The organism is Paracoccus sp. Arc7-R13 (genome assembly GCF_004010775.1).
In the GTDB taxonomy this organism is placed as follows: domain Bacteria; phylum Pseudomonadota; class Alphaproteobacteria; order Rhodobacterales; family Rhodobacteraceae; genus Paracoccus; species Paracoccus marcusii.
Genome location: NZ_CP034810.1, coordinates 1,160,737 through 1,186,372, shown reverse-complemented (window position 1 = coordinate 1,186,372; position 25,636 = coordinate 1,160,737). Strand labels below are relative to the sequence as shown.

General features: G+C 67.5%; 24 protein-coding genes and 1 other RNA gene. 9 read left to right on the top strand and 16 right to left on the bottom strand.

The window, feature by feature from the left end; translation table 11 throughout:
- Positions 1–15 precede the first annotated feature (15 nt).
- From EOJ32_RS05950 to EOJ32_RS05935, 4 genes are all read right to left on the bottom strand, one after another.
- A complete protein-coding gene (locus EOJ32_RS05950; RefSeq protein WP_127897983.1) occupies positions 16–1,119 on the bottom strand; it encodes an ABC transporter permease in 1,104 nt (367 codons plus the stop codon).
- Positions 1,119–2,201, bottom strand: a complete 1,083-nt coding sequence (locus EOJ32_RS05945) for a microcin C ABC transporter permease YejB (RefSeq protein WP_127897982.1) — start codon at positions 2,199–2,201, stop codon at positions 1,119–1,121. The genes EOJ32_RS05950 and EOJ32_RS05945 overlap by 1 nt, the downstream gene beginning before the upstream one ends.
- A 102-nt stretch (positions 2,202–2,303) precedes the next feature.
- Positions 2,304–4,160: an extracellular solute-binding protein gene (locus tag EOJ32_RS05940; RefSeq protein ID WP_127897981.1), complete on the bottom strand. Its 1,857-nt coding sequence runs from the start codon at positions 4,158–4,160 to the stop codon at positions 2,304–2,306.
- Positions 4,161–4,302: 142 nt separating this feature from the next.
- Positions 4,303–4,833, bottom strand: coding sequence for a cytochrome c family protein (locus EOJ32_RS05935; protein WP_127897980.1), 531 nt, complete (start codon positions 4,831–4,833; stop codon positions 4,303–4,305).
- Positions 4,834–4,953: 120 nt separating this feature from the next.
- Between EOJ32_RS05935 and EOJ32_RS05930 the strand changes: the two genes are divergently transcribed.
- Positions 4,954–5,814, top strand: a complete 861-nt coding sequence (locus tag EOJ32_RS05930) for a prephenate dehydratase (protein WP_045981499.1) — start codon at positions 4,954–4,956, stop codon at positions 5,812–5,814.
- Between the two features lie 6 nt (positions 5,815–5,820).
- Here EOJ32_RS05930 and EOJ32_RS05925 read toward each other — a convergent pair whose 3' ends face one another.
- A complete protein-coding gene (locus tag EOJ32_RS05925) occupies positions 5,821–6,279 on the bottom strand; it encodes a hypothetical protein (RefSeq protein ID WP_046000145.1) in 459 nt (152 codons plus the stop codon).
- Between the two features lie 332 nt (positions 6,280–6,611).
- Here EOJ32_RS05925 and EOJ32_RS05920 point away from each other — a divergent pair, with 332 nt between their 5' ends.
- Positions 6,612–8,471, top strand: a complete 1,860-nt coding sequence (locus tag EOJ32_RS05920) for a bifunctional 2',3'-cyclic-nucleotide 2'-phosphodiesterase/3'-nucleotidase (protein WP_240542507.1) — start codon at positions 6,612–6,614, stop codon at positions 8,469–8,471.
- Positions 8,472–8,521: 50 nt separating this feature from the next.
- Positions 8,522–8,620: signal recognition particle sRNA small type (ffs, locus tag EOJ32_RS05915), an RNA gene on the top strand.
- A 266-nt stretch (positions 8,621–8,886) separates the two neighbouring features.
- Here the strand turns inward: ffs and pheT are convergent.
- Positions 8,887–11,274 carry a phenylalanine--tRNA ligase subunit beta gene (gene pheT / locus EOJ32_RS05905; RefSeq protein ID WP_127897979.1) on the bottom strand — a complete coding sequence of 796 codons (2,388 nt, stop codon included), beginning with the start codon at positions 11,272–11,274 and terminating at the stop codon, positions 8,887–8,889.
- A 171-nt stretch (positions 11,275–11,445) separates the two neighbouring features.
- Here pheT and EOJ32_RS05900 point away from each other — a divergent pair, with 171 nt between their 5' ends.
- The 3 genes from EOJ32_RS05900 to EOJ32_RS05890 all read left to right on the top strand — a co-directional run bounded on the left by EOJ32_RS05900 (position 11,446) and on the right by EOJ32_RS05890 (position 13,662).
- The gene (locus EOJ32_RS05900; RefSeq protein WP_127897978.1) at positions 11,446–12,672 is read left to right on the top strand and encodes a hypothetical protein; all 1,227 of its coding nucleotides are present in this window, start codon (positions 11,446–11,448) and stop codon (positions 12,670–12,672) included.
- A gap of 204 nt (positions 12,673–12,876) precedes the next feature.
- Positions 12,877–13,176 (top strand): TM2 domain-containing protein, encoded by a 300-nt coding sequence (locus EOJ32_RS05895; RefSeq protein WP_042244914.1) that lies wholly within the window; start codon positions 12,877–12,879, stop codon positions 13,174–13,176.
- 171 nt (positions 13,177–13,347) lie between these two features.
- On the top strand, positions 13,348–13,662 hold the full coding sequence (locus tag EOJ32_RS05890; protein WP_240542506.1) for a TM2 domain-containing protein: 315 nt from the start codon (positions 13,348–13,350) through the stop codon (positions 13,660–13,662).
- A gap of 42 nt (positions 13,663–13,704) precedes the next feature.
- Here EOJ32_RS05890 and pheS read toward each other — a convergent pair whose 3' ends face one another.
- From pheS to EOJ32_RS05870, 4 genes are all read right to left on the bottom strand, one after another.
- Positions 13,705–14,787, bottom strand: a complete 1,083-nt coding sequence (gene pheS, locus EOJ32_RS05885) for a phenylalanine--tRNA ligase subunit alpha (protein WP_127897976.1) — start codon at positions 14,785–14,787, stop codon at positions 13,705–13,707.
- 75 nt (positions 14,788–14,862) lie between these two features.
- Positions 14,863–16,269 (bottom strand): sodium:alanine symporter family protein, encoded by a 1,407-nt coding sequence (locus tag EOJ32_RS05880; protein WP_127897975.1) that lies wholly within the window; start codon positions 16,267–16,269, stop codon positions 14,863–14,865.
- A 63-nt stretch (positions 16,270–16,332) separates the two neighbouring features.
- Complete coding sequence (locus tag EOJ32_RS05875) at positions 16,333–17,688, bottom strand: cytochrome P450 (protein ID WP_127897974.1); 1,356 nt, start codon at positions 17,686–17,688, stop codon at positions 16,333–16,335.
- 56 nt (positions 17,689–17,744) lie between these two features.
- Positions 17,745–18,665: a LysR family transcriptional regulator ArgP gene (locus EOJ32_RS05870; protein ID WP_127897973.1), complete on the bottom strand. Its 921-nt coding sequence runs from the start codon at positions 18,663–18,665 to the stop codon at positions 17,745–17,747.
- Between the two features lie 91 nt (positions 18,666–18,756).
- On the opposite strand from EOJ32_RS05870, the gene EOJ32_RS05865 reads away from it, so the two are divergent.
- Positions 18,757–19,365, top strand: coding sequence for a LysE/ArgO family amino acid transporter (locus EOJ32_RS05865; protein ID WP_127897972.1), 609 nt, complete (start codon positions 18,757–18,759; stop codon positions 19,363–19,365).
- Positions 19,366–19,422: 57 nt separating this feature from the next.
- On the opposite strand, the gene EOJ32_RS05860 is transcribed toward EOJ32_RS05865, so the two are convergent.
- From EOJ32_RS05860 to pyk, 5 genes are all read right to left on the bottom strand, one after another.
- Positions 19,423–19,605: a CsbD family protein gene (locus EOJ32_RS05860; RefSeq protein ID WP_045981490.1), complete on the bottom strand. Its 183-nt coding sequence runs from the start codon at positions 19,603–19,605 to the stop codon at positions 19,423–19,425.
- A gap of 125 nt (positions 19,606–19,730) precedes the next feature.
- Entirely contained in the window at positions 19,731–20,090 is a 360-nt protein-coding gene (gene rplT / locus EOJ32_RS05855; RefSeq protein WP_045981489.1) for a 50S ribosomal protein L20, read from the bottom strand.
- 15 nt (positions 20,091–20,105) lie between these two features.
- A complete protein-coding gene (rpmI, locus tag EOJ32_RS05850) occupies positions 20,106–20,306 on the bottom strand; it encodes a 50S ribosomal protein L35 (protein ID WP_042244892.1) in 201 nt (66 codons plus the stop codon).
- A 108-nt stretch (positions 20,307–20,414) separates the two neighbouring features.
- Positions 20,415–20,639 carry a hypothetical protein gene (locus EOJ32_RS05845; protein WP_045981488.1) on the bottom strand — a complete coding sequence of 75 codons (225 nt, stop codon included), beginning with the start codon at positions 20,637–20,639 and terminating at the stop codon, positions 20,415–20,417.
- Between the two features lie 30 nt (positions 20,640–20,669).
- The gene (gene pyk, locus EOJ32_RS05840; protein ID WP_046000136.1) at positions 20,670–22,115 is read right to left on the bottom strand and encodes a pyruvate kinase; all 1,446 of its coding nucleotides are present in this window, start codon (positions 22,113–22,115) and stop codon (positions 20,670–20,672) included.
- Between the two features lie 98 nt (positions 22,116–22,213).
- Between pyk and EOJ32_RS05835 the strand changes: the two genes are divergently transcribed.
- The gene (locus EOJ32_RS05835) at positions 22,214–22,966 is read left to right on the top strand and encodes an N-formylglutamate amidohydrolase (RefSeq protein WP_127897971.1); all 753 of its coding nucleotides are present in this window, start codon (positions 22,214–22,216) and stop codon (positions 22,964–22,966) included.
- A gap of 50 nt (positions 22,967–23,016) precedes the next feature.
- Here EOJ32_RS05835 and EOJ32_RS05830 read toward each other — a convergent pair whose 3' ends face one another.
- On the bottom strand, positions 23,017–23,877 hold the full coding sequence (locus EOJ32_RS05830) for a D-amino-acid transaminase (protein WP_127897970.1): 861 nt from the start codon (positions 23,875–23,877) through the stop codon (positions 23,017–23,019).
- 164 nt (positions 23,878–24,041) lie between these two features.
- Here EOJ32_RS05830 and EOJ32_RS05825 point away from each other — a divergent pair, with 164 nt between their 5' ends.
- Complete coding sequence (locus tag EOJ32_RS05825; protein WP_127897969.1) at positions 24,042–24,998, top strand: L-malyl-CoA/beta-methylmalyl-CoA lyase; 957 nt, start codon at positions 24,042–24,044, stop codon at positions 24,996–24,998.
- Positions 24,999–25,636: the final 638 nt, after the last annotated feature.

Here is a 25,636-nt window from a genome sequence, read left to right as displayed (position 1 = left end):
GGACGGGCTGATCGCTCATCGGAAGGTCTTTCTGGGGTCGAAGGCGTCGCGGATGCCCTCGAAGATGAACACCAGAAGCGACAGCATGATCGCGAAGGTGAAGAAGGACGTGAAGGCCAGCCAGGGCGCCTGCAGGTTCTGTTTCGCCTGCAACGCCATCTCTCCCAAAGATGCCGATCCGGCGGGCAGGCCATAGCCAAGATAGTCCAGCGCGGCCAGGCCGCTGATCGTGCCGGTGACGACAAAGGGCATCATCGTCAGCGTGGCGACCATCGCGTTGGGCAGGATGTGGCGGAACATGATCTTGCGGTCGCTGACGCCCAGGGCGCGCGCCGCGCGGACATATTCAAAGTTCCGCGCCCGCAGGAATTCCGCCCGCACGACCCCCACCAGCGCGGGCCAGCCGAACAGGATGGTGACGAAGACCAGAAGCCAGAAGCTGCGCCCCAGGATCGCGAACAGGATGATGATGACGTAAAGGCTGGGTGTCGAAGCCCAGATCTCCAGCACGCGCTGGAACACCAGGTCGGTGCGGCCGCCGAAATAGCCCTGGATCGCGCCCGCCGTGATGCCGATGGTCGAGGCCACCACCGTCACGATCAGCGTGAACAGGATCGAGGTGCGGAACCCGTAGATCACCCGCGCCAGCACGTCCCGCGCGGTGTCGTCCGTGCCCAGCAGGTGGTTGCCGTCGGGCGCGGAGGGCGCGGTGCCCACGTTGTTGATGGTGCGGTAGTGATAGGGGATCGGCGGCCAGATCATCCAGCCCTGTTCGGCCTTGGGCACATCGGTCGAACCCGACCGCACCGCCGCCATGAAGCCCTCCGGCTCGTCCCAGCATTCCTCGCGGCCGCCCGACACGATCAGGCATTGCACCGCCTCGTCGCGATAGATCGCCTCGGTCCCGAAATCGCCGCCGAACGCGGTCTCGGGATAGAAGTTGTAGGCGGGCCAGTACAGTTCGCCCTGATAGCGGACGACGATGGGTTTGTCGTTGGCCACGATCTCGGCGAACATCGCGGTCACGAACAGGACTGCAAAGATCACCAGCGACCAGAAGGCGCGTCCGTTCCGGCGGAAGGTGCGCCAGCGGCGGCGGTTCAGTTCCGACATCGCCATCAGCCCGCCCTCTTCTCAAAGTCGATGCGCGGATCGACAAAGACGTACATCAGGTCCGACAGGATGCCGACCACCAGGCTCATCAGGCCGAAGACGTAGAGCGTGCCGAAAATCACCGGATAGTCGCGCTGCACCGCCGCCTCGAAGCCCAGGCGCCCCAGCCCGTCCAGCGAGAAGATCGTCTCGATCAGGATGCTTGATCCGAAGAACACGCCCAGGAACATCGCCGGAAACCCCGCGATCACGATCAGCATCGCGTTGCGGAAGACGTGGCCGTACAGGACGCGGCGTTCGGTCAGCCCCTTGGCCCGCGCGGTCATCACGTACTGCTTGTTGATCTCGTCCAGGAAGCTGTTCTTGGTCAGCAGCGTCAGCGTCGCGAAACTGCTGATCGTGGCCGCGATCACCGGCAGGGCCGCGTGCCAGGCATAGTCCTTGACCTTGCCCCAGACCGACAGGTCCGCGAAATTGTCCGATGTCAGGCCGCGCAGCGGAAAGATCTGCCAATAGCTGCCGCCCGCGAACAGCACCATCAGGATGACCGCGAACAGGAAGGCCGGGATCGCATAGGCCATGATGATCACGCCCGACGTCCAGGTGTCGAAGCGCGATCCGTCGCGCACCGCCTTGCGGATGCCCAGCGGGATCGAGACGACATAGGCGATCAGCGTCGACCACAGCCCCAGCGTGATCGAGACCGGCATCTTCTCGACGACCAAGTCCATCACGCTGATCGACCGGAACCAGCTGGTCCCGAAATCGAAGCGGATGTAGTTCCACATCATGGAGAAGAACCGCTCGACCGGGGGCTTGTCGAAGCCGAACTCCTTTTCAAGCTGGGCGATGAATTCGGGGGGCAGGCCGCGCGCGCCCTCGTATCCCGCATCGCCGCCCAGCTGTTCGGCGCTGTCGGCCGTGGCGCCGGCCAGGTTGCCCAGCACGTCGCCCTCGCCCCGGACCTGGGCCGCGATCTGTTCGATCGGGCCGCCGGGGACGAACTGCGTCAGGGTAAAGTTCACCACCATGATCCCGATCAGGGTCGGGATGATCAGCAGCAGTCGCCGCAAGATGTAGGCGCCCATCAGCGCATGCCCTTCCCCGTTGGGTCCGTGCCCCTTGGCGGGGCCTTGTCGTTATCTGGGCTTGTCGGCAATCCGCGCCGGGAAATCAAGCGCATCGCCGTCTCAGCGCAGCTGGCCCGCCGCCCGCAGCTCGTCCGCGCGGGTCTGGTCGTACCACCAGAAGTCCGTGACCCCCAACCCAAGGGCGGGCAGGGTCTCGGGCCGGTCATAGACGTCCCAATAGGCGACCGTGGTCACCGGCTTGTACCATTGCGGGATCCAGAAGCGCAGGCTGCGCAGCGCCCGGTCCAGCGCGCGGATGGCGACGCGGTTCTCGGCGTCCGTCGTGGCGGCGCTGCCGATCTCGATCAGGCGGTCGATGGCGGGGTTGGCCAGGCCCATCGGGTTGAACACGTCGTCGCTGTGCTCGGACCCAAAGGCCTGTGCGGTGCCGCCGCCGATGCCGTAACCGTTGCCCAGGCTGTCGCGCACGATGTCGAAATCATGGCTGCGGGTGCGGGTGGTCAGTTCCGACGGATCGACCCGCGACAGGACCGCGTCCACGCCGATCGCACGCAGGTTCTCGACATAGGGGTTCACGATGCGGTCATAGCTCTGGTTGAAGTCCAGGAACTCGACCCGCAGCGTCTGGCCTGCGGCGTTGCGGCGCATGCCGTCCGTGCCGGTCGTCCAGCCCGCCTCGTCCAGCAGCGCCGCCGCCCGGCGCGCATTGCCGCGGTCCAGCTGGCGTTCGCCGCTGACCGGGGCCGAGACCGGATCATCGGTCAGGATGCCCGGCGGCAGATCGGCCGCGACGGGTTCCAGCAGCGCCAGCTCCTCAGGCGTGGGCGGGCCTTCGGCCTGCAGGTCGCTGTTGTCCCAGAAGCTGTCCAGCCGGGTGTTCATGCCATAGAACAGCGCCTGGTTCGACCATTCGAAGTTGAACATCAGCCCGATCGCCTCGCGCACGCGGATGTCCTTGAACTTGTCGCGCCGCAGGTTGAAGACCCAGGCATCGCCCGATGCGATCACGCCGTCGGGGATCTCCTCCTTGATGACGGCGCCCGCCGCCACCGCCGGAAAGTCATAGCCGGTCGACCACAGCTGTTCGGACGGCTCGACCCGGAAGGTATAGATGCCGGCCTTGAACGCCTCGAAGGCCGCGTCGAAATCGCCGAAATACTCGAAGCGCAGGGTGTCGAAATTGTGCCGGCCCTTGTTTATGGGCAGGTCCTTGCCCCAATAGTCCGGGTTGCGCCGCATCGTGATCGACCGCCCGAAATCCGCGCTGTCGAAGACATAGGGGCCGGACCCCAGGAACGGCGTGGTGCTGGTCTGCTGGATGTCGCGGCCAGTCGCTTCGAACTCGGCGCGCGAGAAGATCGACTGGTTGCCCATCAGCCCAAGCACGTCGCGGCGTTCGATGTCGGGCATGAAATCGAACCGGATGCGGTGCGTGTCCAGCACCGTGGCACTGGCGACGCGTGTCTTCAGCGCCTCGCTGTAGGACGGAAAGCCCTTGTCGCGCAGCAGTTCGAACGTGAACAGGACGTCGTCTGCCGTCAGCGAGCTGCCGTCGCTGAAACGCGCTTCGGGGCGCAGGTTGAAGATGATCCAGTCGCGGCTTTCGGGATATTCGACCGTCTCGCACAGCAGGCAGTACATCGAATACGGATCGTCCAGGACCGACTCCATCAGCGGTTCCAGCATCATCACCGACGGCGCCGTGGCCCGCCCCCGGAACGTGTAGGGATTGTAGCTGTCAAAGGTGCCGATGCCGTGCTGGGACATCTCGCCGCCCTTGGGCGCGTCCGGGTTCACGTAGGGCAGATGCGGAAAGTCCGCGGGCAGTGCGGGCTCGCCAAAGGTGGCGATGCCATGCGTCTTGATGACCGTCGGATCGCCGGCCGCGTCCTGCGCCCAGGCTGGGACCACGGCGATCCCAAGAAGCAGCGTGGCAAGGCGGGCGGCGTGGCGCATGTCGTCTCTCCGGTCTGGACCAGCGAGAGGCTAGGCCAGCGGGGGGCCGGGCTTCAAGCCGCGATTTCGTGAACGCGGGCCATGAAAAAACCCCGGCGCCGGGCCGGGGTTTTCTGGATGGCGCACGGTCGGGCGGGACCGATCAGGGATTGGCTTCCAGATAGGCGATCAGGTTGGCGCGGGCCTGCGGATCGCGGATGCCCGCAAAGCTCATCGCGGTGCCCGAGACGAAGCCGCGCGGGTTCTCCAGGAACGCCTGCAGGTGGTCAGGATCCCAGGTGGGGTATTCGGCCGCATGTTCGGTCATCGCGCTGGAATAGCTGAACCCGTCGATGCTGGCGGTCGGGCGTCCGACGACGCCGTTCAGGTGCGGGCCGACGCCGTCGCTGCCGTCGAGGGCGTGGCACGACCGGCACTTGGCCCATTCACGCTCGCCCGCGGCCGCGTCGGCCGAGGCCATCAGCGCGGCAAAGTCCAGCGGCGCTTCCTCTTCGCCCGCGGGGACGGTTTCCGGGACCGGGATGGTATAGGCCTGCGCAATTTCCTCGTCGCCGTGATCGCCGCCATGTCCGACAGTGAACAGGCCGCTGGCCGCCCAGTTGGCCAGCATCAAAAACAGCAGCGCGCCAATGAAGGCGCCGGCTGCCTTGGTCAGGGTCATCGTATTGAACATCGCGTGCGGTCCCGCCTTGGTAAGCTCGTCAGGTCGTGCGGTATGTATCCGCTTTCGCTTTCAAGGATCAAGGTATAGTTACCCCGGCACGCTCAAATTTAGAACAGCGGGGGCCCGGCCATGACCACGAATCGCATCGCGTTCCAGGGAGAACCGGGTGCCTACAGCCACGAGGCCTGCCGCAGCGCGCGCCCTGGAATGGAGGCCCTGCCCTGCCGCACCTTCGAGGACGTGATCGAGGCCGTGCGCGCGGGCGACGCCGATCTGGCCATGCTGCCGGTCGAGAACTCGACCTATGGACGGGTGGCCGACATCCATCACCTGCTGCCAGAATCCGGCCTGCGCATCATCGACGAAGCCTTCGTGCGCGTCCATATCAGCCTGCTGGCCGTGCCCGGCACGACCCTGGATCAGGTCCGCGAGGCGATGAGCCATACCGTCCTACTGGGCCAGTGCCGCGGGTTCCTGCGCCGGAACGCCATCCACGCGATCACCGGGGCCGACACGGCCGGTTCCGCCAAGGAGGTCGCCGCGCGCGGCAATCCGTCGCTGGCCGCGCTGGCCGCGCCCCTGGCGGGCGAGATCTATGGCCTGGACCGCCTGGCCGACCGGATCGAGGACCGGCAGAACAACACGACACGGTTCCTGATCATGTCGCGCCAGGCCGACGACAGCCGGCGCGCCGAGCGGATGCTGACCAGCTTTGTCTTCCGGGTCCGCAACATCCCGGCGGCGCTCTATAAGGCGATGGGCGGGTTCGCGACGAACGGCGTGAACATGACCAAGCTGGAAAGCTACATGGTCGACGGCGTGTTCACCGCGACCCAGTTCTATGCCGACATCGAGGGTCACCCCGAGGACGCGAACGTCGCCCGGGCGCTGGACGAGCTGCGCTACTTCACCTCCAGCCTGGACATCCTGGGCGTCTATCCGGCCGATCCGCTGCGCGAGACGCAGCGACAGGCAAGCATGGCGGACTGATCCCGCCTAGCGGGCAAAGTTGCGCATCTGGTGGACGAAATCCTCGATCCGGCGCTGATAGCGGCGGTCAAGCTGCGCCTTGCCCAGCTTGGCGGTCTGCAGCATCAGCCGGGCCTTCATGTTGCGCGGGCGGACCTCGGTCTCGAAGATCAGGCGCGACTTGACGCGGCTCAGCGCGACGACGGTGGCCACCACCGTCAGGTCCAGCGCATCGGAATGACCGGCCATCATCATCTGTTCGGGGCGGTCGAACCGCGTGACGGCCAGCCGCAGCTGCCGCGCCTTGCCCCGCCAGTCGAACCCGATGTTCCAGCCCATGCCGATCCCCGGTTCGTTCGACGGATCGATGCGCGCCACGGTTGCGCCGCGGCCGATCACCATCCGTTCCAGCGCGTCGAAATTCCCGACCACCTCGAACAGGCGTTCCGCGGGAAGGTCCGTGTCGATCCGCGTGGAGAACTTCATCTGAAACGACCCAATGACCCATCCAGGGCGGCCAGGACCGCCGACCCCTCCCTTGGCAGATAATCCGGATCGCGCGGCAGGTTCAACCGGGGGATTACCAAACCGCGATCATGGCACCCGAAAACCAAGGCGCGCCCGAATTCAGCGCAACGTTTCGGATTTGTGAAATTCTGTGCCACAATGACCTGATAAAGCGTGCGTTCTTCAATCTTTGGTTGTGTGGTTCGAATTGTATACAGTAAGCATGGTATCGGTATGTCGTCCGTGCCCGGAAAGGACATGACGGCATGCGCAACGCGGCGTCGGGCGATCACATGTTTGACAGGAAGACGATGCAAATGCCCGCAACGGCCGCGGATGATCCGCCCCCGGACGGCATGACGCTGCGCATCCTGGCCACCAGCGACCTGCACATGCACCTGCTGCCCTACGATTACCTGGCGGATCGTCCGTCGGACCGGATCGGGCTGGCGCGCACCGCATCGCTGATCGAGGCGCGGCGGACCGGGCCGCATGCCAGCATCCTCTTGGACAACGGCGATTTCCTGCAGGGCGGTCCGATGGGCGACCTGGTCGCGCGGCGCAGCGGACCCTTCGCCGGCACCCACCCGGCCATCGCGGCGATGAACGCGCTTGGCTATGACGCGGCGGCGTTGGGGAACCACGATTTCAACTTCGGCCTGCCCTTTCTGCGGCGCGCGGTGGCACGGGCGCGCTTTCCGATGCTGGCCGCGAACCTGACCGTGCGCCGCGGCGCCGATTTCGCCGCCACCTGCGTGATCGAGCGTGAGCTGACCGACCCCCAGGGCAACCGCCTGCCGCTGCGCATCGGCGTGATCGGCTTTCTGCCGCCCCAGACGGAGGAGTGGGACCAGGACCTGCGCGCCGTCATGCGCAGCGACGACATCCTGGACTGTGCCCGCCGCCTGGTGCCGCGGCTGCGTGCCCAGGGGGTCGATCTGGTCGTGGCGCTGGCCCACAGCGGCATCGGCGGCCCCGAGCCCCTGCCCCGGATGGAGCATGCCGCCCATGCGCTGGCCGCCCTGCCCGGCATCGACGTGCTGATCGCCGGCCACACGCACGAGGTCTTTCCCGGCCCCCGCTGGCGCGGCCGCCCCGGCATCGACGCCGATCGGGGAACGCTGGCGGGCAAGCCCGCGGTCATGCCTGGCTTTGGCGGATCGCATCTGGGGGTGATCGACCTGCGCTTTGCCCCGCGGGCGGATGGCGGGCTGGCGGTCGACCGCTTTGCCGTGCGCGCCGAATCGGTCACGCCGGCGATGCCGACCGCGGTGCTGGTGGCGCGACAGGTGGCGACCGCGCACAAGGCCACGCTGCGACAGCTGTCCACGCGCATCGGCCGCACGGCGCAACCCCTGAACAGCCATTTCGCGGTGATCGGCCATGATTGCGGCCTGCGCCTGGTGAACCTCGCACAGCGCTGGCATGTCCGGCAGCGGCTGGCGGGCACCCCGGATGCGGACCTGCCGGTGCTGTCGGCCTCGGCGCCCTATCGGGCCGGGGGGCGGGGCGGGCCGCAGCATTACACCGACGTCCCGGCGGGCACGCTGAGCCTGCGGCACCTGGCCGACCTCTACTCCTTTCCGAACCGGATCACCGCCATCCGCCTGACGGGCGCGCAGCTGCGGGGATGGCTGGAACGTTCCGCCAGCCTGTTTCACCGCGTCCAGCCCGGCGCGCGCGACGCGCCGCTGCTGAACCCCGAGTTTCCGGCCTACAACTTCGATGTCATCGACGGGGTCAGCTGGCGGATCGACCTGTCCGCCCCGGCGCGTTTTCACCCCGACGGGCGGCTTGCCGACCCGAATGCCCACCGCATCCGCGACCTGACCTGGCAGACCCGGCCCGTCGCGGACGACCAGGCCTTCGTGCTGGCCACGAACTCGTATCGGCTGGCAAGCTGCGGGCTGTTCAGTCCGCTGGTCTCGTGCAACCGGGTGATCCTGGACCGTGACGCGCTGACTTTGGACGTTCTGCGCCGCTATGTCCGACAGCTGCGGCGGGTCCGCATTCCGGCCCGGCCCAACTGGGCCTTCGCGCCCCAGCCCGGCACCACCGTCCTGTTCGAGACCGCGCCCGCCGCGCTGGACCGTCCCCTGCCCGAACCAGACCGGCTGCAGGGCGTGGGACTGAACGAGGACGGTTTCGCGGTGATGCGCCTGTCGCTGTAAGACATGCGCATGGGCTTGCATCCGCCGCGCGACCATCCTATCTGTGCGCCCGAGAGGTTGGCGCGGGCAAGCGCCTCGCCAAATCGGTCAGGTCCGGAAGGAAGCAGCCGTAACGAGTCCCGCATGGGTCGTTGTCCAGCCTCTCACCGTTTCCCCGCATGATCATCCGGTTTTCCTGCACCGCGCGGCCCGTGCCGGGGAACAACAGCGCGCCTTTCCGGTTGTCCTGCGTAACAAACAGGAGACCGACATGCTCAAGTTCATCGGCGGCGCCGCCGGCATCATCTTCATCATCGGCCTGCTGGTCGTGATCGGCATCCTGTCGCTGATCTTTTGAGACGCGCCAGACGGCCGACATGAAAAGACCCCGCCCGGACAACCGGGCGGGGTCTTTTCGTGTCCGTGACCGGGCGGATCAGGCGCGCAGGCGGCCGCCCGTGGCCTTTTCGACCTTCTCGACGACCTTGCGGCTGACCGCCTCGATATCGGCATCGGTCAGCGTCTTGTCGCGCGGCTGCAGGCGCACGGTGATGGCCAGCGACTTCTGGCCGCCCTCCAGCCCCTGGAACTGGTCAAAGACGGACACGCCCGCGATCAGCGCCTTGTCGGCCCCGGCGGCGGCGTTGACCAGGGTCAGCGCCTCGACCCCCGCATCCACAACGAAGGCGAAATCGCGATCGACGGCCTGCAGTTCGGACAGCTCCAGCGCGGGTCGCGTGGGCGTCTTGACCTTGGGGAAGGGCACCGCGGCCAGCTGGATCGTGAAGCCCACGGCCGGCCCCTTGACGTCCATCTGGCGCAGGACCTTGGGGTGGATCTCGCCGAAGGTTGCCAGCACGTTCGGCCCGAGCGCGATGTTGCCCGCACGCCCCGGATGCCACCAGCCGTCCAGCTTGCGGTTGATCTGCGCACGCGCAGGCGCGCCGATGGCGTTCAGGATCGCCTCGGCATCGGCCTTGGCGTCGTAAAGGTCCACCTTGCGGCGGCTGCCGAAGGGGTCGCGCGGCGCGGTCTGGCCAACCAGCAACCCGCTGATGCGGACCGCCTGCTCGCCCGGCTCTCCGCCCGAAAAGACCGGGCCCAGCTCGAACAGCGCCAGATCGGCGAAGCCGCGCGCCTGGTTGCGCGCCGCGGCCTGCAGCAGGCCGGGCAGCAGGTCGGGGCGCAAATGGCTCATCTCGCTGCTGATCGGGTTCTCGACGCGCACTGCATCATCCCCGCCGCCGAACAGCGCCGCCGACCCCTGGTCGATGAAGCTGTAGGTCACGCATTCGTTGTAGCCCAAGGCCGCCGCCATGCGCCGCGCCGTCTTCTCGCGGACCTGCAGGGGCGTCAACACGGGCTTTGGCACCCCGGCCTGGGCCCGCGGCAGGGGCTTGCCCTGCAGCTTGGTCAGGCTGGCGATGCGGGCGATCTCCTCGACCAGATCGGCCTCGCCCAGCACGTCGGGGCGCCAGCTGGGGACATGGGCCATCTCGCCCTCCAGCCGGAACCCTAGGGCCTCCAGCGTGGCGCGCTGATCGGCCTCGTCGATATCCATGCCGACCAGGCGGCTGGTGCGCGCGGGGTCCAGGCGATAGGCGCGACCCGTGTCGGGCAACGCGCCGGCGGTCACCACCTCGGAGGCCTCGCCGCCGCACAGGTCCAGCACCATGCGCGTGGCCAGCTCCAGCCCCGGCAGGGTGAAGGCCGGGTCGATGCCGCGTTCAAAGCGATAGCGCGCATCGCTGTTGATCTTCAGCGCGCGGCCGGTGGCGGCGGTGCTGATCGGATCGAAATAGGCGGCCTCGATGAAGACGTCGCGCGTCTCCTCGGACGCGCCCGATGCCGCGCCGCCCATGATGCCCGCGATGCTCTCAATGCCGTTGTCGTCGCAGATCACCACCGCGCCTTCGGGCAGGGCATAGGTCTTGTCGTCCAGCGCCACCAGCTCCTCTCCGGCCCGTGCGCCGCGCAGGATCAGGTCGCCCGCGACCTTGCCCGCGTCGAACACGTGCAGCGGCCGGTTCAGGTCGAAGGTGAAGAAGTTGGTGATGTCCACCAGCGCATTGATCGGACGCAGGCCGATCGCGCGCAGGCGCTTCTGCAGCCAGGCGGGCGACGGGCCGTTCGTCACGCCCCGCACCACGCGGCCGGCAAAGAACGGCGCCTTGGCGGCCACGCCCGCGTCGATCGTCACCCCCACCGGGCAGGGAAAGGCGCCGGGCACCCCATCGACCGTCACGGCCTTCAACGTGCCCAGGCCGCGCGCGGCCAGGTCGCGGGCGACGCCGTGGACGCCCAGGGCGTCGGGGCGGTTCGGCGTGATCTTGATGTGGATCATCGGGTCGATCTTGTCCGGCGCGTTCTGCGCCAGCCAGTCGACGAAGCGCTGCCCGACCTCGCCGGACGGCAGTTCGATGATGCCGTCATGCTCTTCGGACAGCTCCAGCTCGCGTTCGGAGGCCATCATGCCGTGGCTTTCGACGCCGCGGATCTTGCCCACGCCAAGCGTCGTGTCGATGCCGGGGACATAATCGCCGGGCTTGGCCAGAACGACCGTGATGCCCGCCCGCGCATTGGGCGCGCCGCAGACGATCTGCTTTTCGCCCTCGTCCGTCATCACCCGGCAGACGCGCAGGCGGTCGGCATCGGGATGCTGTTCGGCATGATCGATCCGCGCCAGGGTAAAGGTCCCCAGCTTGGCGGCAGGGTCCGCGATCTCCTCGACCTCCAGGCCAAGATCGGTCAGCGCCTCGGCGATCTGGTCGATGGTCGCGGTGGTGTCGAGATGCTCCTTGAGCCAGGAGAGGGTGAACTTCATGGCGTCTGCCTTCCGGGTCGGCCCGCGCGGGGACTTTGCCGCCTTGAACCGTGCCATGCGTCCTGGGTCAAGCCGGATCAGCGGATTTCCCCGAATCCCCGGCCCGGCACCACGCTTGCCGGGCCCTGCGCAGGGTGCAACTGTAGCGCGAAGCAAACCGAAGGTGTCATCATGAGTCTCATGTCCCGTCTTGCCCCCCTGCCCCTCCTGCTGCTGGCAGCCCTGCCCGCGCAGGCGCAGGACGCCCCGGCCCAGCCGCAGTGTTCCGGTCAGCCCGCCACCTGGCTGGGCGACGATCCCGATGCCAGCGACATCACCGCGGCGGGGGCCGCGCTGTCGCGGCAGATGACCACGACCGCCGGCACCAACCCCTATGCGATGTTCCGGGTGACGGGCGACATGCAGCCCCTGAGGCTGGAGGCGATGTCTGACGGCGACCCGTCGATCAGGCTGGAAACCCCCGACGGCGACCTGCTGGCCGAGAATGACGACGCCATCGGGCTGAATTCGCGGATCGAACAGTCGGTCGGGCCGGGCGATTACTGCGTGCGGCTGATCCCCATCGGGGACGCGGACATGACCGCGACCGTCCAGTTGACGCGTCCCGACATGCACGCCCTGCTGGTCGATCCCGTGGACACGACCATCGCCGCCTGCACCCCTGAAACGCCTGCCGAGACCCTGGGCCAGGGGCCGCTCAACGCCGCCCTGCCCGTTGAGGCGCAGACGGACGGCACCGTCCGCTATCTGCGATTCGCGCTGGACGGCAGCGCCTCCGTGACCCTGCGCGCGGTCAGCGACGGGCTGGACCCGAACATGATCCTGTTCGACGGGTCGGGCACGCAGATCGCCGCCAACGACGATGCCGACGGGTTGAACGCGCGCCTCGATTTCCCAACCGGTCTGGCAGAAGGCCACTATTGCCTGGGTGTCGCGCCGATCTCCTCGGGCGAGGGCACGATCACCGTCAGCGTCGAGGCGCTGGACCGCGACAGCTATCTGCGCACCGCCTGGCGCAAGGGAGAGCTGGCGCCGCCCACGGATGGCGACTATCCGATGCAGGCCATCGACCTGGCCGCCGACCGCGAAACGGTCGTCCTGCAGGACGGCACCGCGCAATGGCTGACCTTCACCCTGGACCGGGAGACCGCGCTGATTGTCAGCGCCTATGGCGAACTGGTCGGCGTCGATGCCAAGCTGGCGCTGTTTTCGCGGGACGGCGCGGTCGTGGCGCAGGCCGACGACCAGGACGGCAGCGTGGACGCCCGGTTGGGGCCGGTGGTGCTGGAACCCGGAGAATACCGGATGGCGCTGACGGACGTGAACCGCCCCGACCAGCCCGGCGCACCGATCCGCCCCGTGGGCCTGGTGTTCGAGCGGTTCGAGCGCGTCGACTGACCCCGGACGCTGTCGATCCCATCGGCCTGGGGCACGGCGCCGTGGTCGGTGGTGCTGCCGGATCGTCTCAGGCATCGTGGGGTCACTGACCGCGCGCAGGGTCCGTCGGGTTCTGCGGTGCGGATCTTGCGTGGCGGCGGGGCGTTCCTATCTTTGCAATGCGCCCGGATGGCGGGCGCGACATGGAACAGGAGAGCCTTGCGGATGGATGTGCAGCGCGAATTGCTGATCGAGCAGCGGGTGGCCAACGAGGCGAAATCGCCGCTGATCGCCTATCTGCTGCTGATCTTCCTGTGGGGGTTCGGCGTGCACCGCATGTATCTGGGCCGCTGGATCAGCGGGTTCATCATGCTGGCCATTTGGGGCGTAGGCTGGCTGACGGTGCCGATCCTGATTGGCTGGCCGGCGGTGGGCTTCGTGGTGCTGTGGTGCATCATCGACCTGTTCCTGATCCCCGGAATGGTCCGCGCAGACCGCGAGGACATCCGGCGGCGGCTGCGGTGATGGCGCGCCGTTAACCTGAGGTTGAAATTTCCGTGATCTGTAAAGGCGGCCCGTGCTAGGGCGGTCAACTATAGACATTTCCTTTTCAGATCCGGAGATTTCGACTTGCCCCTTGATACCCAACAGCGAATCCTCATCGAACAGCGTGTCACGAACGACACTAGGTCGCCCGTGATCGCCTATTTTCTGCTGGTTTTTCTGGGTGGATTCGGGGCGCACCGGTTCTATCTGGGCAAGACCGGCATGGCAGTCGCCATGCTGATCCTGTGGGTGCTGGGCTGGATGACGCTGATCCTCGGGGTCGGACTGATCATGCTGGCCGCAGTCGGGATTTGGGCGTTCGTCGATCTGTTCCTGATCCCCGGGATCATCAGGGCCGATCAGGACGCCCTGCGGCAGAGGCGGGCCGTGGAGTTCGGGGGTCATTCCGGACCGCACCCAACCGCCTTCCCCGCATCCGCACCGGGCGTTCCGTTCACCGCCTGACGTCCACGGCGCGCGCCCCTCGATCGCAAGGGCGCGCCGCCTTCAGCGCGACAGCCCGCCGCTGACGCTCGGCACGTCGCCTGCTGCAAAGCCATAGTGGCGCAGCCAGCGCAGGTCGCTTTCGAAAAAGGCGCGCAGGTCGGGGATGCCGTATTTCAGCATCGCGATCCGGTCGATGCCCATGCCAAAGGCAAAGCCCTGCCATTGATCCGGGTCGATCCCGCCAGAGCGCAGGACATGCGGATGCATCATCCCCGAACCCAGGATCTCCAACCAGGAATTGCCCTCGCCGATCTTCAGCTGGCCGCCCTCCCAGGAACAGCGGATGTCCACCTCGGCCGACGGTTCGGTGAAGGGGAAATGCGACGCGCGGAAGCGCAGCTCGACCGACGGCACCTCGAAGAAGGCCCGGCAGAATTCCTCCAGCGTCCATTTCAGATGCGCCATGCTGATGTCGCGGTCGATGGCCACGCCCTCGATCTGGTGGAACATCGGCGTGTGCGTCTGATCCATGTCCATGCGATAGACGCGGCCCGGCGCGATCACGCGGACCGGGGCGCCGTGATCCTGCATGGCGCGGATCTGCACCGGAGACGTGTGGGTGCGAAGCACGTGCGGCGGACGGTCGTCGCCCGGCGCGCGGTGCATGAAGAAGGTGTCGTGCTCCTGCCGTGCGGGATGTTCGGGGGCGATGTTCAGCGCGTCGAAATTGTACCAGTCGCTTTCGACCTGCGGCCCTTCGGCGACGGCAAAGCCCATGTCGGCAAAGATCGCCGTGACCTCGTCGGTGACCTGGCTGATCGGGTGGATCGACCCCTGGCGGCGCGGACGGCCCGGCAGGGTCACGTCCAGCCATTCGTCGCGCAGACGCGCGTCCAGCGCCGCATCCTCAAGCGCCAGCTTGCGCGCGCGCAGGGCGGCGTCGATCTCGTCGCGGATCTGGTTCAGCGCCTTGCCGGTGGTCTGGCGCTCCTCGGGGGACATGCGGCCCAGCTCGCGCATCATCAGGCTCAGCTCGCCTTTCTTGCCAAGCGCGGACAGGCGCACGTCCTCGATGGCCTGAGGGTCGGAGGCGGCAGAAATGCGGTCCAGCCATTGCTGGCGCAGGGGGGTCAGATCGTCCATCGCGGGGCCTTTCCTGGTTGCGCCCGCGTTAGCATGGCCGGGCGCGCGGGGTAAAGACCGCGCGCCCGTGCCGCCTTATTTCCAGATGTCGCGGTTCACGCCCGGCGCGATGCCAGGGTGATCGCCGATGCGGAAGGTCGGCTCGTGCCCGGCCTTGCGCTGGCGCAGATAGTCGCGGGTGACGACCGCAACGGTCCCCGACAGCGCGACGATGGCGATCAGGTTGATCGTGGCCATCAGCCCCATGCTGGCATCGGCGAAGTTGAAGACGGTCGTGACCGCCTGCAGCGAGCCCCAGACCACCATGCCCAGTGCCGCCAGCCGCAGGACCATGATGCCCGGCTTGCCCGCGCCCAGATAAACGATGGCGTTCTCGGCATAGGAATAGTTGCCGATGATCGAGGTGAAGGCGAAGAAGAAGATCGCCACCGCCACGAAGATCTGGCCGAAGCCGCCGAAATGGTCGGTCAGCGCGGCCTGGGTCAGGTTCACTCCGGTCAGCTGGTCCGAAGGCATGACATCGGCCAGCAGGATCATCACCGCGGTCGCCGTGCAGACCAGGATGGTATCGATGAAGACGCCCAGGGCCTGCACGAAGCCCTGGCTGGAGGGGTGATGCGGGTTGGGCACTGCCACCGCGGCGATGTTGGGAGCCGAGCCCATGCCGGCCTCGTTCGAGAAGAGGCCGCGCTTGACCCCGTTCAACATGGCCGCCGCGACGCCGCCCGCGACCCCGCCCACGGTCTCTTGCAGGCCGAAGGCCGAACGCACGATGCCGCCCAGGATGCCCGGCACCTCGGTGATGTTCATCACCAGGATGACGACCGCCGCCAGCAGGTAGAGACCCGCCATGATCGGCACGATGAACTGGGCCGCCCGCGCGATCTGGGGGATGCCGCCGAAGATGATGATGCCCGACAGGATCGCCACGCCGATGCCGACCATGCCCGCGCCGATGCCGAAGGCGCCCTCGACCGCCTGCGCGATCGAGTTGGCCTGGACCGCGTTGAACACCAGGCCGAAGGCGACGATCAGCGCGACTGCGAACAGCGCGGCCAGCCAGGGCAGGCCCAGGCCGCGGGCGATGTATTGCGCCGGTCCGCCGCGATACATCCCGTCCGACCCGTGCACCTTGTAAAGCTGTGCCAGCGTCGATTCCGCATAGGCCGTGGCCATGCCGACCAGCGCCACCATCCACATCCAGAAGATCGCGCCCGGCCCGCCCAGCGTCAGCGCCACCGCGACCCCCGCGATGTTGCCGGTGCCCACGCGGCTGGCCAGCGACACCGACAGCGCCTGGAACGGGGTAATGCCGTCCTTGTCCGTCTCTCCCGATCCGCGCACGCAGCGCCACATCTCGGCGAAGTGGACGAATTGCAGGAAGCCCAGGCGCAGGGTAAAGTAGATGCCCACGGCCAGCAGGCCGTAGATCAGCACATAGCCCCAGAAGATGGTGTTGAGAAACTCGATGATGGCGGTCATGGCGTTCTCCGCTGCCTTTTCAAGGGGCAGTCTGTAACAGCCATGTGAGCAATCGCAAGCCGCTTAGTCGCGGGGCGTCACGGTCAGCCAGACCCCGCCTTCGGGGCGCAGCGTCAGGATCATGCGCGGCTGCGGCTCTCGCCCCGGCACGCGGGCAAAACGGAACCGCGCCAGCAGCGTCGACAGGATGATCACCGCCTCCTGCAGGGCAAAGCTGGCGCCGATGCAGATGCGCGGACCCGCCCCGAAGGGCAGGAACGCATAGCGGTCGGGCGCGGTCAGAAAACGGTCGGGGTCGAAGGCGTCGGGCCGGTCCCACAGCAGGTGATGCCGGTGCAGCGCATAGATGGGCAGCATGACCGTATCGCCGGGATTGATCTGGCGTCCGCACAGCGTGTCGCTGGCCTGGGCGGTGCGCGACAGGAAGGCCGCGGGCGGGTACAGGCGCAACGTCTCGTTCACGATGCGCATGGTCAGGGGAAGCGAGCCCAGATCGGCGGCGGTGGCGGCGCGGTCGCCCAAGGCACGGCGCGCCTCCTCGGCGGCGGCCTCCTGGATGTCGGGGGCGAAGGCCATCAGGTACAGCGCCCAAGCCAGGGTCAGGGCGGTCGTTTCGTGCCCCGCCACGATGAAGGTCAGCAAGTTGTCGCGCAGCTCGTCGCGGGTCATCGTGCGCCCGGTCTCGGGGTCCTGCGCGACCAGCAGCAGGTCCAGAAGGTCAGGCGGCCCGTGCTTTTCGGCGGCCTGCGCGCGAGCGGCGATGGACTGGTCCGCGATGGCCTTCATCCGCTTCAGCCCTGGACCGGAAAACAGCCGCCCCGGCCGCGGCAGCCAGGCGGGCAGGCCCAGCACGTCCATCAGCGACAGTTTGGCCGTCTGCGCGATATAGGCGTCGATCGACTGATGCACCGCATCGCGGTCGAACATCCCGTCGCCGGAAAAGGTCACATCGGAAATCACGTCGAAGGTGGCGGCCACCGTCTCCTCGAACAGATCGACCGGACCGCGCGCGCCCGCCAGACGGCGGCAGGACGCCTTGGCGGCGGCGGTCATCACGGGGCCAAGCGCCTCGACATGGCGTTGTGCAAAGGCCGGGGCGGCGGCGCGGCGCTGCCAGCGCCAATGCGCACCCTCGGCCACGAACAGGCTGTCACCGATGGCCGGGTTCAGGATCAGCTTGGTCGTAACCGATTTCGGATAATCGTCCAGCTTCTCCTTGAGGATCCGGCGCAGGGCGGTCGGGTCCATCACCATGTGCCAACTGACGCCGGTCTTGCCCGACACGATGGGCTGGCGCGTGGCGATGGCGGGGATCAGTTCCAGCACGTTGCGGCGCGCGGTCATGGCCGTGCCCCACAGGCCAAGGGGGACGGTCGCCAACGGCACCTTGGCGGGATCGGCTTGGGGCAGGTCGAACATGGCGGCGGCCTCTGGCTGGGGCTGTCCTACAAAGCTGGGGCCGCGGGGGCTGCGGGTCAACCGTTGGACAGCGGCCCAGATGTCGCGGGCAGCAGGGCCGCGGCCGCCGCCGCCTGCACCGCGCGCGTCAGCCCGGACAGCCGATCCGCAGCCAGCCGCCCGATCTGCCAGTACAGCGACACATCCAGCGGCGTGCCCGGCACCATCTGCACCAGCCGACCCGAGGCAAGATCATCGGCGACCAGCATCTCCGGGTTTAGCCCCCAGCCCAGCCCCGCGCGGCACGCATCCACGAAACCCTGGGTCGAGGCCAGGCCATGCGCGGGCAGCACCGGCGATTGCCCCGTGACCTGCCGGACCCAAGCCAGCTGAAGCCCGTCCTTGCGATCAAAGGCCAGCGCCGGCGCACGGGCCAGCGCCGCCGCCGTCACCCCGTCAGGGAAATGCCGCCGCATGAAATCGGGGCTGGCCGTCGCGTGATAGCGCAGCCGCCCAAGGGGCCGCACCGCGCAGCCCTGCACCGGGCTGTCCAGCGACGTCACGGCGGCCAGCACCCTGCCCTGCCGCAGCCCGTCGGCGGTGTGCTGTTCGTCGTCGATGGCGATCTGGAACAGGTGCCCGCTGTCGCGCGCGTGGGCGGCCAGGGCGGGCATCAGCCAGGTGCCCAAGCTGTCGGCATTCGTCGCGATCGTCACCGTGACCCGCGCGACATCCCCGTCGGCCATCCCCGGCAGGTGCTGCGCCAAGGTCTGTTCCAGCATGCCCACATGGTCCATGTGGCGGCACAGGCGGGCTCCGGCTTCGGTCGCGGTACAGGGCTGTCCGCGACGGATCAGGACGGTGCCCAACCGCTCCTCCAGATTTCGGACCCGCTGCGAGATCGCCGAAGGCGTCACCCCAAGAGCCCGCGCCGCGGCCTCGAAGCTGCCGGTCCGCACGATCGTCGCAACGGCACGGGCAGCGGCATAATCCAGCATCAGTTTTCCTTACCCGGCATTAGCAGCATGAGTTTGTCTAATCCGGCAGGGGCGGCTAGAGCAACCGCGACCCCATGACCGGAGACGTCCCATGAGCCCTGCGATCTTTCTGACCGGCCTGATGACGGGCCTCAGCCTGATCGTGGCGATCGGTGCGCAGAACGCCTTCGTGCTGCGCCAGGGCCTGCGCGGGGATCATGTGCTGGCGGTCTGCCTGACCTGCGCGCTGTCGGATGCGGTGCTGATCGTGCTGGGCGTCACAAGCTTTGGCCGCATCGCGCAGTTGCTGCCCTGGATCGACCCGGTGATGCGCGTGGCAGGGGCGGCGTTCCTGATCTGGTACGGGGCGCGCAGCCTGCGCGCGGCGATCAGCGCGACCGGGGCGCTGGAGGCAGGCGGCGGGCGCGGACCGGGCGGGCTGCGGCGAACGGTGCTGGCCTGCTTGGCGCTGACATGGCTGAACCCGCACGTCTATCTGGACACGGTCGTGCTGCTGGGCACGATCTCGACCCGGTTCACAGAGGACCGCGACGCGTTCGCGGCGGGCGCGGTGACGGGGTCGTTTCTGTTCTTCTTCGCCTTGGGTTATGGCGCCGCCTGGCTGCGGCCGGTCTTTGCCAACCCCACCGCCTGGCGCATCCTGGAGGCGGTGATCGCCGTCGTCATGTGGTCCATCGCCGCCAAACTGCTGCTGGGGTGACGCACCACATGACAAAGGCCCCGAAATCGCGGGGCCTTTCCAGACAATGGATGACGATCAGATGTCGTCGCCCAGCTTGCCCTTGACGGTGCCCGACACGTTCTGTGCGGTCCCCTTGGCCTGCTGGGCCTTGCCTTCGGCTTCCAGACGCTCGTTGTCAGTCATCTTGCCGATGCCCTCCTTGACGTTGCCTGCCAGCTTGTTCCCTGCGGCTTTCGCCTTGTCGGTCATCTCGCCCATGGGGATCTCCTTGATGGGTGTGTCTCTGTGGGGGATGAACGCCCGACACGCATGCGGGTTCCGCGCATGACAAAGGCCCGCTCCCGGATCGGGAACGGGCCTTTGCGGCAATGCGGTGGCCGCGATCAGGCGGCGGCTTTGGCCTGTGCCACGATCGCGCCGAACGCGTCGGGTTCGTTCACGGCCAGGTCGGCCAGGACCTTGCGGTCAACCTCGATGCCGGCTTTCGACAGCAGGTTGATGAAGCGCGAATAGGTCATCTCGGCATCGACGGCGCGGACGGCGGCGTTGATCCGCTGGATCCACAGCGCGCGGAAGTTGCGCTTGCGGTTCTTGCGGTCGCGTGTCGCGTACTGGTTGGCCTTGTCGACGGCCTGGGTGGCGGTGCGGAAGTTGCGCGAGCGCGCGCCATAGTAGCCCTTGGCTTGATCAAGGACTTTCTTGTGACGGGCGTGGGTCACCTTGCCGGATTTAACGCGGGACATGTGTGGTTCTCCTGATCAGCGAGCGTAGGGCATGTATTTCTTGACGATCTTGGCATCCGCATCCGACAGGATGGTGGTGCCGCGCGCGTCGCGAATGAACTTGGTCGTGCGCTTGATCATGCCGTGGCGCTTGCCGGCCTGACCTGCCTTGACCTTGCCCGAGGCCGTCATCGAGAACCGCTTCTTGGCAGCGGATTTGGTCTTCATCTTCGGCATTTTCATCTCCTTCATCAGAGTGAACGCGCGGCTCGGCAATGCCATGTCGGCCGGCCGCACGGGAACGGAAGCGTCGCCTTACACAGGCGCGCGGGAATGCGCAAGGGGTCAGGACGCGGGCGCGCCGCCGGTGACCGTGTCCAGCGCGGCCGGGATGTCGGCCGGGCTGAAGGGTTCGGGATCCATCCAGGCCCCCGCGAACAGCAGCACGATCCCGCCCAGAAGCGCCAGGATCGCCGCGCGCGGCGGCTGCGTCTGCAGCAGCTGGACCACCGCAAGCACCACGGACAGAAGGCACAGGGCAACCCCTGCCAGCAAAAGAAGATCGGACATCACCACCCCCCGGGTTTCAAGGCCCCAGCGTTATTCCGGGTCGGTGGCGAAGATCAAGCGGTCATCGCAGGGGGCGATGCGCAGGATGTTCGTCGTGCCCGGCACGTTGAAGGGCACGCCCGCCATCACCACGACCTGCCGCGTCTCGTCGGCAAAGCCGTATTCGCGGGCGGCGCGGGTGCCGATGATCACGGCCTCCTTGAAGCGCGACATGCGCGGGGTCGTCACGCAATGCGTCCCCCAGGTCAGCACCATGCGGCGCGTGACCGTCAGGATCGGCGACAGCGCCAGGATCGGGACGCGGGGCCGTTCCCGGGCGATCAGGCTGATCGTCTTGCCCGACTGGCTGAAGGCGCAGATGGCGGCCACGTCGGTCGTCTCGGCGATCTCGCGCGCGGCGGTCACGATGGCGTCGGGGACCGACGACAGGCTGGCCTTGCGCGCCGCCTCGATGATCGAGCGATAGTTCGGGTCGGCCTCGACCGACCGGGCGACGTTGTCCATCGTGCGCACCGCCTCGACCGGAAAGCTGCCGGCGGCGCTCTCGGCGGACAGCATGACGGCGTCGGTGCCTTCATAGATGGCGTTGGCGACGTCGCTGACCTCGGCGCGGGTGGGCATCGGGCTGTCGATCATCGATTCCAGCATCTGCGTGGCCACGATCACCGGCTTGGCGGCGCTGCGGCACAGGCGGACCAGGCGCTTCTGGATCGGTGGCACCGAATGGACCGGCAGCTCGACGCCCAGGTCGCCGCGCGCGACCATGATCCCGTCGGACGCCTGCAGGATCTCGTCAAAGGCGCGCACGGCCGCGGGCTTCTCGATCTTGGACAGGATCGCGGCGCGACCCTTGGCCAGGGTCTTGGCCTCCTCGACGTCCTCGGCGCGCTGAACAAAGGACAGGGCCAGCCAGTCCACGCCCAACTCGCAGGCGAATTCCAGGTCGGCGCGGTCCTTGTCCGACAGCGCAGCCAGAGGCAGCACCACGTCCGGAACGTTCACGCCCTTGCGGTCGCTGATCGCACCTGCGACCGTGACCACGCAATCGGCGAAATCGGGTCCACATTTCTGCACCGTCAGGCGGATCTTGCCGTCGTTGACCAGCAGTTCCGACCCCTCGATCAGGGCCGCGAAGATCTCGGGGTGCGGCAACGAGACGCGGGTCGCATCGCCCAGATCAGGCGACAGGTCAAAGCGGAAATGATCGCCCACGGCCAATTCGTGCGGCCCGGCGGCAAAGGGACCCACGCGCAGCTTGGGGCCCTGCAGGTCGGCCAGGATGGCGATGGGACGGCCCGTCTCGGCCTCGATCTCGCGGATCGTGTCGTGGCGTGCCCGGTGATCGTCATGGCTGCCATGGCTCATGTTCAGGCGGAACACGTCGGCCCCGGCATCGAACAGGGCGCGGATCATCTCTTTCGACGATGATGCCGGTCCCAGGGTTGCCACGATCTTCACGTTGCGATGTCGTCTCATCATCCCGCCCTTGTCTCAGGTTTAGCGCTATCTATGCCGCAAATGCCGATGGTCGGCAACTGGCGTCTGTCCGCCATCCGTCGTAGACAGCCTGCATCATGACCGATGACACGACAGCGACGCCCTTCCGCATCCTGGGTCAGGACCGCCCCTCGCGGTGGCTGATCACTTGCGATCACGCCACGAACCGCGTGCCCGATTGGGTCGGCGGCGGCACCCTGGGCATCGCGCCCGCCGACATGGCCCGCCACATCGCCTATGACGTCGGCGCGGCCGGGCTGACCGAACGGCTGGCCGAACGGCTGGACGCGCCGGCGATCCTGTCCGATTTCTCGCGGCTTGTGATCGACCCGAACCGCGGAGAGGACGACCCCACCCTGCTGATGCGGCTCTATGACGGGACGGTGATCCCGACGAACCGCCTGGCGGACGCGGCCGAACGCCGGCGCCGGCTGGACCGGCTGCACCGCCCCTATCATGCCGCGCTGGCCCGGGTCGCGGCGCTGCACCCGGACCGCTGCATCTGCGCGGTCCACAGCTTCACGCCGCAGTTGCGGGGGCGCCCGCCCCGGCCGTGGCAGGTGGGCATCCTCTATTCGCATGCCGATCCGCGTCTTGGCCCGGCGATGGTCGCCGCCTGCCGCGATCAGGGCTGGATCACCGGAGAGAACCAGCCCTATGACGGGCATCTGGACGGAGACAGCGTCGATCGCCACGCTTTGCGCCACGGCCGCCCGAACATGCTGATCGAGGTCCGGAATGACCTGATCGCCACCCCCGAAGGCCAGCAGATCTGGGCCGACAGGCTGGCGCCGGTGATCACAAAGGTGCTGGCCGACAGCGGGTTGTGACGCCGCCGGGGGGTGCGGGGGGCTGGCCCCCCGCCGTCGCGGGACGCAACTCAGACCCCGGTCTTCAGGCTCTCTTCCAGATAGATCTCGCGCAGGCGCGTGGCCACCGGGCCGACCGTGCCCGCCCCTACCCGCGCCCCGTCGATCGCCACGACCGGCATGACGAAGGCCGACGCCGAGGTGATGAAGGCCTCGTCCGCCTCCTGCGCCTCGGCAATGGTGAAGGCGCGCTCCTCGACCTGCATCTGCGCCTCGCGGGCAAAACGCAGCACCGCCGCGCGGGTGATCCCGTGCAGGATGTCGTGGCTCAGTTCCCGCGTCACGATCGTGTTGCCCTTGACGATATAGGCGTTGTTCGAGGTTCCCTCGGTCACGCGCCCGTCCTCGACCATCCAGGCATCGTCCGCACCGCGCGCCTTGGCTTCCATCTTGGCCATCGACGGGTACAGCAGCTGCACCGTCTTGATGTCGCGCCGACCCCAGCGAAGGTCATCGACGCTGACGACGCTCCACCCGGTCCTCGCCGCGGGGGCGTCGGCCAGGCCGGGCTTCGATTGCGTGAACATCACCACCGTCGGCACCGTGTCCGCGGACGGATAGGCGAAATCGCGATCGCCCGGATTGCCGCGGGTCACCTGCAGATAGACCAACCCGTCGGTGATGTCGTTCCGCGCCACAAGGTCGCGATGCGCGGCCAGATACGCGTCGTCCGACAGCGGATTGGCGATGGCCAGTTCCGACAGCGACCGCTTCAGCCGCACCATGTGCCCTTCGAAATCGATCAGCTTGCCGCCCAGCACGCTGACCACCTCATAGACGCCGTCGGCCATCAGGAACCCCCGGTCAAAGACCGATACCATGGCCTGATCCTCGGGGGTGTAATCGCCATTCACATAGACCGTCCGCGTCATCGCTGCCTCCGTGCCGTCGCGTGTTCGGGCCCGGTCCTGCGCCCAAAGCCCCGCTGCGTCAAGAACCGCGCCCGATGCCGCATTGCGGAAATAGGGCTTGCTGCAACCGCAGCGCAACATTATTACCGATGGCAGGCCCGAATCTTGTCGAACAGGACCCTGCCATGAGCTTTCGCCAACAGCCCCTGCCCCCCGCGCGCTTGAACCGCTGTCAGCTGTTCGGCCCCGGATCGCGCCCCGCGCTGTTCGCCAAGATGGCCGCCTCTGCCGCCGACGTGATCAACCTGGACCTGGAGGATTCGGTCGCGCTCGCCGACAAGGACCAGGCCCGCGCCAATATCATCGCGGCGATCAACGACGTCGACTGGGGCACCAAGACGCTGTCGGTGCGCATCAACGGGCTGGACACGCCCTTCTGGTACCGCGACGTGGTCGATCTTCTGGAACAGGCTGGTGATCGGCTGGACCAGATCATGATCCCCAAGGCGGGATGCGCGGCCGACATCTATGCCGTCGATGCGCTGGTCACCGCCATCGAACGCGCCAAGGGCCGTACCAAGCCGATCGCCTTCGAGGTCATCATCGAATCCGCCGCCGGCATCTGCCATGTCGAGGAGATCGCGGCCGCGTCCTCGCGCCTGCAGGCGATCAGCCTGGGGGCTGCCGATTTCGCGGCGTCCATGGGCATGGCCACCACCGGCATCGGCGGCACGCAGGAGAATTACTACATGATCCGGGACGGCCAGAAATACTGGCCCGATCCGTGGCACTGGGCCCAGACCGCCATCGTCGCGGCGTGCCGCACGCACGGGCTGCTGCCTGTGGACGGCCCCTTCGGCGACTTCAGCGACCCCGAGGGGTTCCGCGCCCAAGCCCTGCGCAGCGCCACATTGGGCATGGTCGGCAAATGGGCCATCCATCCCAGCCAGATCGCACTGGCCAACGAGGTGTTCTCGCCCAGCGAGGCCGCCGTCACCGAGGCGCGAGAGATCCTGGCCGCGATGGAGAAGGCCAAGGCCGAAGGCGCCGGCGCCACCGTCTACAAGGGCCGCCTGGTCGACATCGCGTCGATCAAGCAGGCCGAGGTGACCCTGCGCCAGTCCGACCTGATCGGCGCCTGAAGACCCCCCGCGGGCCGGACCAGTGGAGGGGGACGGCCCGCACCACGAGGGAGGAGAGGCCCCGCGAGCGATCGCGGGGCCTTATCGTATGACCGCGGGTGAGGCCTGCCGATGGCCGGACCATGGACGGTCCTGGCCACGGCAGCCATCCCGGTCAGCCGCCCTGAACCTTGCCTCCCCTCGAACTCCAGCAGTACCGCCCACCGGGCATCCCGGTATGTCCGAAGGGTGACGCGACGCGCGCCGTCAACCGGCGCACCGGCCCGTGCGTCACCTTAGCGGGCGTTACCGCGTGGCGCCGGAAGCGCATGCGCAGCGCAGTTCCTCATTCGCACGCATTGCTGTTTCTACAGCCATGCGGCCGATGCAGGTCCAAAGTCGGTTTGCTGGGGACAAAATGACCCTCTGGGTTGCTCCTACCGATCAAACGCCGGAACAGTTCCGGTCCTCCGACGGGCCCGCCGTCGGTCACCCTGCAATATCGAGCACCGCCCTCCGCTGCCGCCGTCTGCGGTCCGTTGTCCACCATTGAATCTTGTACCGCCCGGTGCCGTGCATTCGAGCGGGCTCCAAGCCTCCAGTTCCGCCTCGACGATCAACGACGTTGGGCCATAGGATACATTGACCACATGCGCCGG